Source organism: Streptomyces sp. NPDC051913 (assembly GCF_044593635.1).
Classification (GTDB): Bacteria; Actinomycetota; Actinomycetes; order Streptomycetales; family Streptomycetaceae; genus Streptomyces.
In genome coordinates, this window is sequence record NZ_JBIUCI010000002.1 from 482,105 (window position 1) to 494,089 (window position 11,985).

8 protein-coding genes and 1 pseudogene are annotated in these 11,985 nt (G+C 70.5%); 4 read left to right on the top strand and 5 right to left on the bottom strand.

All coding sequences use genetic code 11. The features are described from left to right. Positions 1-22 precede the first annotated feature (22 nt). Both ACIHIX_RS07410 and ACIHIX_RS07415 read left to right on the top strand, forming a co-directional pair. Positions 23-1,276, top strand: coding sequence for an alginate lyase family protein (locus ACIHIX_RS07410; protein ID WP_399951105.1), 1,254 nt, complete (start codon positions 23-25; stop codon positions 1,274-1,276). 92 nt (positions 1,277-1,368) lie between these two features. Then, positions 1,369-2,949 carry a carboxylesterase/lipase family protein gene (locus ACIHIX_RS07415; protein ID WP_399951108.1) on the top strand — a complete coding sequence of 527 codons (1,581 nt, stop codon included), beginning with the start codon at positions 1,369-1,371 and terminating at the stop codon, positions 2,947-2,949. Here ACIHIX_RS07415 and ACIHIX_RS07420 read toward each other — a convergent pair. The 4 genes and pseudogenes from ACIHIX_RS07420 to ACIHIX_RS07435 all read right to left on the bottom strand — a co-directional run. Next, positions 2,870-3,067: pseudogene (locus tag ACIHIX_RS07420) on the bottom strand (hypothetical protein); the annotation flags it as partial. The gene ACIHIX_RS07415 and the pseudogene ACIHIX_RS07420 overlap by 80 nt on opposite strands. A 92-nt stretch (positions 3,068-3,159) precedes the next feature. Next, positions 3,160-4,224, bottom strand: coding sequence for a LacI family DNA-binding transcriptional regulator (locus ACIHIX_RS07425; RefSeq protein WP_399951111.1), 1,065 nt, complete (start codon positions 4,222-4,224; stop codon positions 3,160-3,162). 143 nt (positions 4,225-4,367) lie between these two features. Further along, entirely contained in the window at positions 4,368-5,291 is a 924-nt protein-coding gene (gene mmuM, locus ACIHIX_RS07430; RefSeq protein ID WP_399951114.1) for a homocysteine S-methyltransferase, read from the bottom strand. A 130-nt stretch (positions 5,292-5,421) separates the two neighbouring features. Then, positions 5,422-7,518, bottom strand: coding sequence for an autotransporter (locus ACIHIX_RS07435; RefSeq protein ID WP_399951116.1), 2,097 nt, complete (start codon positions 7,516-7,518; stop codon positions 5,422-5,424). Between the two features lie 215 nt (positions 7,519-7,733). Between ACIHIX_RS07435 and ACIHIX_RS07440 the strand changes: the two genes are divergently transcribed. Then, positions 7,734-8,813: a family 43 glycosylhydrolase gene (locus ACIHIX_RS07440; RefSeq protein WP_399951119.1), complete on the top strand. Its 1,080-nt coding sequence runs from the start codon at positions 7,734-7,736 to the stop codon at positions 8,811-8,813. Then, positions 8,810-10,222, top strand: coding sequence for an RICIN domain-containing protein (locus tag ACIHIX_RS07445; protein ID WP_399951122.1), 1,413 nt, complete (start codon positions 8,810-8,812; stop codon positions 10,220-10,222). Before ACIHIX_RS07440 ends, ACIHIX_RS07445 begins: the two co-directional genes overlap by 4 nt. Before the next feature lie 7 nt (positions 10,223-10,229). Here ACIHIX_RS07445 and ACIHIX_RS07450 read toward each other — a convergent pair whose 3' ends face one another. Continuing rightward, complete coding sequence (locus ACIHIX_RS07450; RefSeq protein WP_399951124.1) at positions 10,230-11,912, bottom strand: rhamnogalacturonan lyase B N-terminal domain-containing protein; 1,683 nt, start codon at positions 11,910-11,912, stop codon at positions 10,230-10,232. Positions 11,913-11,985: the final 73 nt, after the last annotated feature.

Genomic DNA, 11,985 nt, shown 5'->3' on the forward strand with positions numbered 1-11,985 from the left:
CACGGATTGGAGAACCGCTGTCATGAGCCGCAGCAACTCCCCCCACCAGCCCCACCACGTAAACGAGTTGAGCCGCCGCGGTCTGCTGAGGACCGCCGGCGGTCTCGCCGCCGGACTCGCCGTCGCGGGCACGGCCGCGACCGGAGCCGCGGACGCCGCACCGGCGACCTGGACCCACCCCGGCATGCTGCACAACGCCGGGGACATCAACCGGGCCAAGGTCAGGGTGGCCGCGGGCACCGACCCCTGGCTGTCCGGCTGGAACAAACTGGTCGCCAACTCCCACTCCCAGTCCACCTGGACGAACCGGGCCACCGCCACCGTCATCCGCGGCGGCACCGGCGAGAACTACACCCTCCTCTACAACGACATCGCCGCCGCCTACCAGAACGCCCTGCGCTGGAAGGTGGGCGGCACCGAGGCGAACGCGGTCTGCGCGGCGAACATCCTCAACGCCTGGTCGCGGACGCTCACCACGGTCACCGGCAACGCGGACCGGTTCCTCGCGGCCGGAATCTACGGCTGGCAGTTCGCCAACGCCTGCGAACTCATGCGCGGCTACAGCGGATTCGACCTCGCCGCCGCGCAGGAGATGATGGCGACCGTCTTCTACCCCCTCAACAACCAGTTCCTCACCGGCCACAACGACGCCTGCATCACCAACTACTGGGCCAACTGGGACCTGTGCAACATGGCCTCGGTCCTGGCCATCGGCATCCTCAACGAGGACTCCGCCAAGTACGACCAGGCCGTCACCTACTTCAAGTCCGGCGCCGGAAACGGCTCGATCGCCCACGCCGTGCCGTTTCTGTACACCGACTCCGACGGCTATGGGCTCGGCCAGTGGCAGGAGTCCGGGCGCGACCAGGGACACACCGTCATGGGCATGGGCCAGATGGGCGCCCTCTGCGAAATGGCCTGGAACCAGGGCGAGGACCTCTACTCCTACGACAGCCGCCGCTTCATGAAGGCCGCCCAGTACGTGGCGAAGTACAACCTCGGCCTGGACGTCCCCTACACCACGTACACCTGGGGTACCGGACAGAACTGCGCCACCTCGTCGCAGACCGTGATCGGCTCCGGCAGCCGCGGCCAGATCCGGCCCGTCTGGGCACAGCTCCACTTCCACTACAACCGTCGCCTGTCCCTCGACGACAAGTACATCTCGCAGATGTACTACGACCTCGTCGCCTCCGAGGGCGGTGGCGGCGACTACGGCACCACCAGCGGAGGCTTCGACCAGCTCGGCTTCGGCACCCTGATGTACGCCAAATAGCTCTGGTCAGCGCCTGTGCACCGGAATACGAGCAGCGGCTGTGATGCTCTTGTATTACTGGTGCACGAGCGCGGCGAAGGGCTGGTGGGCGCATGACGGCAGACCAGGCGAACCCCGTGGTCAGGACGGAGTACGGGGCCGTCCGTGGCCGGTACGAGCGGGGTGTGGCGGTGTTCCGGGGCATCCCCTACGGGGCTCCGCCCTTCGGCCCCCGCCGGTTCCGGCCGCCCCTGCCGCCCGAGCCCTGGGACGGGGTGCGGGACGCCGTCGCCTTCGGGCCGACAGCGCCGAAACCGCCGTACTCCGAGGCCTTCGCGCAGTACCTGTCCGACCCGGTCGTGCCCGGCGACGACTGTCTCAACCTCAATGTGTGGACACCGGAGCCGGGCCGCGGGGCCCGGCTCCCGGTGCTGGTGTGGCTGCACGGCGGCGCCCTGACCAGGGGATCCTCGGCCGTACCGGTCTACGACGGACATGCCTTCGCCCGGGACGGCGTCGTGTTCGTCTCCGTCAACTACCGGCTGGGCGTCGAGGGCTACGGCCTCTTCCCGGACGCCCCCGCCAACGCGGGCCTGCGCGACCAGCTCGCCGCCCTCCAATGGGTCCACCGGTCGATCGAGGAGTTCGGCGGCGACCCCGACCGCATCACCCTGTGCGGTCAGTCGGCCGGCGCGATCAGCACCGGCGCCCTGCTCGCCGCGCCGCAGGCCCAGGGGCTGGTCCGGCGCGCCGTCCTGCAGAGCGGGCCGCCCGAGGCCGCCGACCGGGACAAGGTGCGGCGCATGGTGCGCCGGATGGCGACCCGGCTGCGGATCCCCGCCACCGCCGCGGCCTTCGCCGAGGTCGACCGGGAGCTGCTGCTGCGCACCCAGGCCGAGGTGGGCAGGCTCAGCAGCCCGGTGCTCGGCGGGCCCGCCTTCGGCATCGTCGTCGACGGCGACCTCGTCCCGAGCGACCCCCTGGACGCCCTGGTCGAAGGGACCGCGGCCCGTGACATAGAGCTGATGACGGGCTGGACCCGGGACGAGTACCGGCTCTGGCTGGTCCCCGGCGGCCTGCTGGAACGCGTCGACCGCCTCGGCGCGGTCGCCCTCGCCGGCGCCATGGCCCGCTGCCACGCCGGACACGAGGTGCCGCGCGGCTACCGCGCCCTGCACCCGGACGCCGGGACCGCCGAGATCGTCGGCCAGATGGTCACCGACCACCTGCTGCGCCTCCCGCTGCACCGCCTGGCCGACGCCCGCCCCGGCACGTCGTACGTCTACGAGTTCGCCTGGCCCTCGAACCTCCCCGACCTCGGCTCCTGCCACGCCCTGGAGCTGGGCTTCGTCTTCGACACCGGGGAGAGCCCCGAGTCGGCGAAGCTGGCGGGCGACGGTGCCCCGCAGGAGCTGAGCGACGCCATGCACGGGGCGTGGGTGCGGTTCGCGGTGGACGGGAACCCCGGATGGCCGGCGTGGGACGACACGCACCCGGTGCGGATCTTCGGGGACGGCGCGCCGCACACCGCGCACGGCCCGCTCGACGCCGAGCTGGCCCTGTGGGCCGCCGACCTCACTCCCGTGGAATCCACACGCGCATCGCTCCCGTCCGCCGGTTGGCCCACGCGTGGTACGGAGCTGCGGTCAGTGGTACGACGTCTTCGGCTCCCCGGGTCCGTCCGTCGGCCGTGACCACCGTGACCCCGCCCAGCGGCCCGGGGTCGTGCCGGGCGGTGACCCGGGTGGGGTCGGGCCGGAGGGCATGGGCGGTACTCCCGGGATGGAAACCGGTTGCGGTCGCCGTGCGCACAGAAAACGTCCGGTGGGGCGAGAAAGGGCTGGGGGAGAAGGGGCCGCCATGACCGTGCTGGGCCGTGGCCCTCGCCAGGACCCACCGTCACGTTATGCCGCGACCTCCGCCACGGCCCCCACCGAGTTCCGCACCACCACATGCGTCCCCAGCAGCAGATGCTCGTCCGGCGTGTTCGGCTCGCGCCCCAGCGCGGTCCGTACCGCCAGCCTGCCCAACTCCTCGTAGGGGACATGCACGGTCGTCAGCGCCGGATACAGATCCCGGGCGAACGGGATGTCGTCGTACCCGGCCAGCGACACATCGTCCGGCACGCTCAGCCCCGCCTCGTGCAGGGCGGTGAGCGCGCCCGCCGCGACCATGTCGGTGGCGGCGACCGCGGCCGTGAACTCCAGCCCCTTGTCCAGGGCCCCGCGCATCAGCCGGTGGCCGGAGTCGCGGGTGAAGTCGCCGTGCAGGACCAGTTCCGGGTCGGCGTCGAGGCCACGGGCGCGGTGGGCGGCGAGATAGCCGCGCTCACGTCCCTGGGCCGTGGTGTGGTCCGGCTTGCCACCGAGGAACAGCACCCTGCGGTGGCCCTGCGCGAGGACGTGCGCGACCAGGGCGAAGGCACCGCCCTCGTTGTCGTACTCGATGACCGTCACCGGCGCCCCGGGGCCCAGTGGCGGGCGCCCGCACAGCACCAGACGGGAGCCGGCCGAGGCGAGCGAGTCGGCCATACGGCGGGTGCGGTCGCGGTACTCGACGGTGTCGGCGCCGCCGCCGACCAGGATCACCGCGGCGGCCCGCTGGGCGCGCATCATCTCCACGAACTCCACCTCGTGCCGCGCGTCGCCCTCCGTGCTGCACACCAGACACAGATGCCCGAGCCGGGTCGCCTCGCGCTCCACCCCGTGCGCCATCAGCGCGAAAGACGGTCCGGTGATGTCCTCCAGCACGAACGCCAAAGTGGGCGTGCCGACCCCCGCGATCGCCTTGGCGCGCGCGTCCGCGACGTAGTCCATCTCGCGCACCGCCCGCAGCACCCGCGCCCGGGTCGTCGCACTCACCGGGTAGACCCCGCCGAGCACCCGCGACACGGTCGACGCGGACACCCCCGCACGGGCCGCCACGTCCCGGATCGTGCTCCGGCTGGTGTCCTCGCTCTTTCTGGTCATGCCCGGCCCCGCCCCTCTCCCCGCGCTCCGACCCACCCCTCGGGAACTGCGGCAACACGACGGCAACCGGTTCCCGAAACGGAGGCTAGCAGCGGGTGGAGGTGAGGGGGAGAGGGTGGCGAGGAGGAGACGACCGCTGCGGACTACGCGTGCGGCGACAGCGTGTCCGCGATGGACGCGATCGCCGCCGGCCCCACTCGGCAGCAGCCGCCGATCAGCCGCGCCCCGGAGCCTTCCCAGGCCAGCACCTCGCCGGGCGCGAAGCTGGAGCGGCCGTTCCAGGCACGGGCCTCGGCGTCCCAGGCCTCGCCACTGTTCGGGTAGACCACGACCGGCTTCCCGGTCACCCGGGCCGCGATCTCGACCGCCGCGTCCACGTCCTGCGGCGCGCAGCAGTTCACCCCGACGGCGATCACCTCGTCGGCGTCGGCGGCCAGGGCGAAGGCGTCCTCCAGGGGCTGGCCGGCCCGGGTGCGGTCACCCGCGATCGAGTACGACAGCCAGGCGGGCGTCCCCAGCCCGCGCAGCGCCCGCAGCAGCGCCTCCGCCTCGTCGGCATCCGGCACCGTTTCGAGGGCCAGCACGTCAGGTCCGGCCGCGGCCAGCACCTCCAGGCGGGGGCGGTGGAAGGTCTCCAGCTCGGCCACGCTCAGCCCGTAGCAGCCGCGGTACTCGGAGCCGTCCGCGAGCATAGCCCCGTAGGGGCCGACAGAGGCGGCGACGTACAGCGGGCGGGTGACGCCCTTCGCCTGCGCCTGCCGGGCCGCCTCGCGGGCCAGCTCCACGCTGAGGGACAGCAGTTCGACGGCGCGGTCGTGGCTGATGCCGCGCTTTTCGAAGCCCTCGAAGGTGGCCTGGTAGCTGGAGGTGATCGCCACGTCCGCGCCGGCCTCGAAGTAGGCGAGGTGCGCCTCGGTGATCGCCTCGGGGTGTTCGGCGAGGAGACGGGCCGACCACAGCTCGTCGCTCAGGTCGTGTCCGGCGGACTCGAGCTGGTTGGACATGCCGCCGTCCAGGACGACGGTGCGGGTGGCTAGCGCCTGGGCGAGGGGCGTGGTGCTGGTCATGGGGTCGACAGTAGTCGTTGCGGCTACGGGGGTGCCTCTTGATGTCGGGGGCCGGGTGCGGGTGTGAGGGGGCTGGTCGCGCCCACGCGGCGGAGCCGCACATCGACACAGCCCCGCGCCCCTGGGGGCGTCACCCCGCCGCGTGCCTTCCACTGCCGCGGCGTCCTCGCCTGTAGCGCGTCGCCGGGACCGCCAGGCCGCCCAGGAGGCCGAGGCCCAGGGCGTACGGCCACCAGCCGAGCCGGTCGTCCCGCGCGGCGCCCGCGGTGCGGGTCACGTCGGTCGCTGCGCTCGAACCGCTCTCAGCCGTGGGGGACTTGCTTGCCTTGGGCGTGGCGGCGGTGAGGACCACGTCGTTGCCGTCTCCGCCCCTGTAGGTGATCCGGTACGTGGTGTCGGCGAGCTTGAGCTTCGCGCCCTCCTTCAGGCCGGTGAAGGCCCCCGTCGTCTTCGTGGCCCCCTTGTGGTCCAGCACGGTGATCTTCTTCGCGGGGTTCGCCCCGGCCGCCCCCAGGTCGAGGTCACCGGCCAGCCTGACCGGCCCCGTCACCTTCAACGGCTTCGCACCCAGGACGAGTTCACCCCGCGCGCTCTGCGTGTACGCGCCGGAGACCGTCAGCCCGCTCGTCACCACACCCTCGTTCGTCACCGCCCCCTTCACCGTGCCCTTGCCGCTCAGGGAGGTCGCCACCCGCAGCCCCGCCGTTCCGGCGTCGAGACGCGCGCCGGACGTGGTCAGCCGGATGGCCTTGCTGTGCTCCAGGGTCGCCCCGTTGCGCAGCGCCAGCGTGCCCTTCTTCACCGTCGTCGGCCCCGTGTACGTCACCGCGGTCCCCGTCAGGGTCGTCGTCGCCGTACCCGCCTGCGTGAGCGAGCCGCTGCCGCTGATCCGGGACAGGGACTGGGGCTTGCGCACGTTGTTCAGGACCAGCGAGCCGTTGTCGACGACCTTGTACAGACCGCCCGCGGTGTACAGCCCGCCGTCGCCGCCCGACCGGCCGCTGCCCAACCGCAGCACCGCCCCCTTCTCGACGGTCGTCGAGCCGTCGTAGTACTGGACGGCCGCGAACGTGACGTCGTTGCCGCGGGTCCCGGCGATGACGACATCGCCGGCTCCGGGAGCTGCCAACGTGTCGTGGAACCTGCCGCCGCCGATGGGCGCGCCCAGGGTCACCGGGCCGTCGTAGTCGAAGGTGAGGAGGGAGCGGGAGCGGGCGGCGAGGAGGTTGATGTAGACGGTCTCGGCCGTGCCCGGCATGAAGATCCTGTGCGTGGTGCCGTCGCCCCACTGGACGTTCGCGCCCTTGATGTTGGTGCCGCGCTTGTTGACGTTCTTGCGGGTCGGCGTCCAGTTCAGGGCCGGGTCGCTGAGGGAGGGGTTCGTGTCGCCGCCCTGGTCCGACCAGCTGTACTGGCCCCTGAGGATCACCTTGCCGCCGGGGCGGGACTGGACGTTGATGTCGCTGCCGTACTCGCGCTGGTAGAAGTCCATGCCCATCGTGACCGTCTGGCCGAGGGGGGTGTCCACGGTCCAGGTGCCCTGGTTGAGGACCTTGCGCAGCCCCGGCAGGGAGGTCGCGTACTCCGGCCGTCCGGCGTTGGTCTGCGTGCCGTTGTCGATGACCCCGGAGAACGGCCCTGATGTCACGTCCCAGGTGGCCCAGAGGAAGCGCGGCTGGGTGATCAGGCCGGAGCCGCTGATGGTGCCCAGGTTGTAGGGGACGTTCTTCAGGGACAGCCTCAGGGTGCCGTCGACCCGGATGTTGTCCTGGTTGAGGCGGAAGGCCGGGGTGTTGTACGGGTAGTGGCCGATGACGCCGGTCGAGCCGCCGTCGCCGTACTGGAGGGTGGCGCCGCGCTCGACGGTGATCGTGGGCGGGTCGGGGGTGGCGGTGGTGACGTAGGGGTGATGGCCGCCCTGGACCGACACCTTCTGCCGCTGCCGTGCCTTCGGGAGCGTGATGTCGCTGTCCTTGGTCAGGATCAGGGTTCCGGTGCCGCGCACGGTGAGCGTGCCCTCGCCCCGGAGCACCCCGTCGTACGTCGTCGTCCCGGACGGCACGGTGACGACCGTGTCGCCGCCGAGCGTGACGTCCCGGCCCGCGAGGACGTCGGCGGTGATGTCCCGGGCACCCGCTGCCCGGGCCGGGGGAGCGGTGGCGAGGAGGGCGGCGACCGCCGCGAGGGCACCGGCGGCCGCTGCTGTCTTGTGGGTATGGCTGCGCACGGGAGAGGAGACGCGGCGGGGCGGCGGGCGATAACAAAAAATCAGCCCCGGGAAGCGCTGGTGGAAAGCGTTCGCAGAAAGCGCCTTCTTTTGTCGCGTCCGACCCGTTGACCTCCCCTGTTGCCCGCCGTACCTTTCGGCTGTTCGCAATAACAACAGATGTTCTCAATATCGAACATCACTCTCAGGACACCCCCACCCGAGAGGCAGTCCCTATGAGCCGCGTTCCCCCCGTCCCCGACCGACGACTGCTGCTGAAGGGCGCGCTGGCCGCGGGCGCCCTGGCCGCGACCCCCACCGTCGCCGCAGCCGCCCCCGCCCCGAAGAAGGCCGCACCGCCCGTGAACCCGCTCGTCCGCAACCGCGCCGACCCGCACATCCACCGGCACTCCGACGGCACCTACTACTTCACGGCCACCGCCCCGGAGTACGACCGGATCATCCTGCGCCGCTCCCGTACCCTGAACGGTCTTGCCACCGCCGCCGAGTCGATCATCTGGACCAGGCACGCCACCGGTCCGATGGGCGCGCACATCTGGGCGCCGGAGATCCACCGCATCGGCGGCAAGTGGTACATCTACTTCGCCTCCGCGCCCGCCGAGAGTGTCTGGGACATCCGGATCTGGGTCCTGGAGAACGCCAACTCCGATCCGTTCAAGGGCACTTGGACCGAACGGGGCCAGATCAGGACCGCCTGGGAGACCTTCTCCCTCGACGCCACCACCTTCACCCACCGCGGCACCCGCTACCTCGCCTGGGCCCAGCACGAGCCCGACATGGGCAACAACACCGCCCTGTGGCTGTCGAGGATGGCGAACCCCTGGACCCTGACGGGACCTCAAGTACGGCTGTCCACACCCGAGTACGACTGGGAGTGCGTCGGCTACAAGGTCAACGAGGGCCCGTCCGTCATCGCCCGCAACGGGCGGCTCTTCATGTCGTACTCGGCCAGCGCCACCGACTTCCACTACTGCATGGGCCTGCTGACGGTCGACGCGGACGCCGACCTCATGGACCCCGCGAACTGGTCCAAGTCGCCGGTCCCCGTCTTCACCAGCAACGACACGACCCAGCAGTACGGGCCCGGCCACAACTGCTTCACCGTCGCCGAGGACGGCCGCAGCGACGTCCTCGTCTACCACGCACGCCAGTACAAGGAGATCGTCGGCGATCCGCTGAACGACCCCAACCGGCACACCCGCGTCCAGAAGCTCGGCTGGCACGCGGACGGCACCCCCGATTTCGGCATCCCGGTGGCGGACACCACCGTCACGGACCTGGAGGTCGCGTCATGAGACGTGCGTACGCGGTACTGCTCGCCCTCTGTCTGGCACTCGCCGGCGCCCTCGTCACCGCGGGCCCCGCCCAGGCGGCGGCCCTCACCATCCCCAACGGGGTCCAGTTCACGGACACGTCGGGCAACGCGCTGCACGCCCACGGCGGCGGCGTCATCAAGGTCGGCTCGTACTACTACTGGTTCGGCGAGAACCGCAACGCCGACAACACCTTCAAGGCCGTCTCCGTCTACCGCTCCACCGACCTGAAGAACTGGGAGTTCAGGAACAACGTCCTGACCCAGTCCTCCGCCGCCGAGCTGGGCACCGCCTACATCGAGCGGCCCAAGGTCATGTACAACGCGTCCACCGGCAAGTTCGTGATGTGGATGCACAAGGAGAACGGCACCGACTACAGCGAGGCGCGCGCGGCCGTCGCCGTCTCCGACACCGTCGACGGCAGCTACACCTACCAGGGCAGCTTCCGCCCGCTCGGCTCGTACATGTCCCGGGACATCACCACCTACGTCGACACCGACGGCACCGGCTACATGGTCTCGGCCGCCAACGAGAACTACGACCTGCACATCTACAAGCTGAACGCCTCCTACACCGGCATCGACAGCCTGGTCGCCAACCCCTGGGTGGGCGGCCACCGCGAGGCACCGGCGCTCTTCAAGCGGGGCGGCGTCTACTTCATGCTCACGTCGGGCGCCACCGGCTGGAGCGCCAACCAGCAGCAGTACGCCACCGCCACCTCGCTCGCCGGACCCTGGACCTCGATGGCGAACGTCGGCGACTCCACGACCTACAACTCCCAGACCGCGTACGTCCTTCCGGTCACCGGGAGCTCCGGCACCTCGTACCTCTACATGGGCGACCGCTGGGGCAACTCCTTCGGCGGGACCGTCAGCGACTCCCGGTACGTGTGGCTGCCGCTGACCTTCCCGAGCTCCACCACGATGTCCATGTCCTGGTACCCCGAGGTCACCGTGGACACGGCCGCCGGCACGATCGGCGGGACGAGCGCCACGTACAACACCCTGATCGCGCGCCACAGTTCCAAGTGCGCGGACGTGGCCAACCAGTCCCTGTGGCAGGGTGTCGCGATCAGCCAGTACACCTGCAACGGCGGCGGCAACCAGAAGTGGTGGTTCAAGGACCTCGGCACCGGCTACTACCAGCTGGTCGGCCGTGGCAGCTCCCTGTGCCTCCAGGAGAACTCCACCAACGTCACCCAGGAGAACTGCAACTCCGGTACCACCAGCCAGCAGTGGTCGGTGACCACCTCGGGCTCGTACGTCACCGTCAAGGCCCGCGCCACCGGCGAGTGCCTCGACGTGAACGGCGCGTCCACCGCCAACTCCGCCGCGATCATCACGTACACCTGCAACGGAGCGACCAACCAGCAGTGGACGCGCGGAACCTGACGTCCGATCAGGCCAGCAGGTCGATCGCGTCGATCGACGTGCCGGCGCTGAGATAGGACGTCGTCCCCGAACCGCTCACCACGTTGATCTTCAGGATGTTGTACTGGCTGGTGTCCGTGAGCCAGGCGCTCGCCGGAACGCTGTAGGTGAACGTGTAGTTGTTGCCCCGGTAGGAGCCGTTGGTCAGTGACCGGGTGCTCGGCTGGGTGGGCGGGGAGGGGATCGCCGACGTCCAGGTGTCGTTGACGACGACCTGCGGCCGTCCGTTGGCGTAGGCCGTCGTCACACCGATGCGCAGGGTGTGCGCGGCGGCGGCCTGGGCCGCGGTCAGCTTGAAATACACCAGCAGACCGCTGTTGACGTCCTTCCAGAGGTAGCAGGGGAAGGCGGAGGTCTCGGTGCCGCTGCCGATGACCACGTTGCCGGTCCAGGCCGAGGCCCGGACGTCGGACGGGTGGGCGTACGTCATCAGGTCGGCGTTCTTGAAGCCGCTGGGCGTGCCGTTCCAGTCGTTGACGCGCCAGATCGCGCTCGCGTTGCTCGGGTCGTTCGAGGACGGGATCGCGAGGGTGTTGAGGCTGGTCGTGGCACCCGCGGTGACGGTCACCGACGTGGTGTGGACGCCGAGTTCACCCTTGAAGACGGTGAGCGTGTACGTCCCCGGCAGCACCCCGCCGATCGAGAAGTACCCGTCCGAGGAGCGGGCCGAACCCCAGTACTGGGCGGCCGAGTTGGCGAGCCCGACCGTGTACGCGTACGCCGTGTTCCGGCCGGTGATCCCGACCCCCGCGACCCGGCCCCGGCCGCCCGAGGCCACGTACCCGGAGATGCCGAGCGAGTCCGCCCACGAGGTGGTGAGCGTGCCCGGGTACAGCGACGACGAGGGCGCGCCGCCGTCGGTGAGGGCGATGACGTACGGGCCCTGGAGGCCGAAGCGCTCGTCCTCGGTCTGGTTCTGGGCGTAGTGCAGGATCTCGTACAGACCGCCGCCGTCCGCGCTCTGGTGGCGCAGGAGGGAGCGGTAGAAGGGGCCGCCGGAGGCCTTCTCGTGGTTGGAGCGGACGATCCACAGGCCGACGCTGCCGGTCGTCCAGCCGATGTAGTCGTAGTCGATCACCCGCAGCTTCGAGTAGTGCTTCGAGCGGGTCTGGCCGTCGGACTTCGCGAAGACGTCCGAGGCCTCGATGGTGGTGGGCGCGTAAGTGTAGGAATCGGGCTCGTCGTTGAGGAACAGGCCCGCCTTGACGCGCAGGATGAACCGGGTCGAGGCGACGGAGGTGTCGGCGCGGTTGGTCCACAGGTAGACGTTGTTCTCGCCGCTGCGGGCCGCGTAGTAGTGCCTGAGCGTGCCGTAGGCGACCGAGATCAGGATCGTCGTCCCGGACTGCTTGATCGTGACGGTCGAGGTGCCGAGGCCCGACTCGATGTGCGAGTTCTTGCCGCCGTAGCCCTGGTACTCGGTGCCCTTGTAGACCAGCGAGGTCAGGTCGCCGTTGGTCTTGCTGACCTTGAAGACGAGGCTGGCACCGGTGTCGACGACGTAGTTCGAGCCGTCGTCGGTGTAACCGAAGGTCGCGGCGGACGCCGTCTGGGCGAACGGCCCGGCGAGCGCGGCGGTACCGGCCGCGGCGGCGCTGCCGAGCACGAAGGCGCGGCGGCCGACGCCTGCGTTGGATGCGGCTCCGGACATGGGGGTGCCTCCTTCGAGAGACATGTGGGGGAGGTGCGGGTGTCTCGCAGAGTGACAGTTGAATCGATTTCGC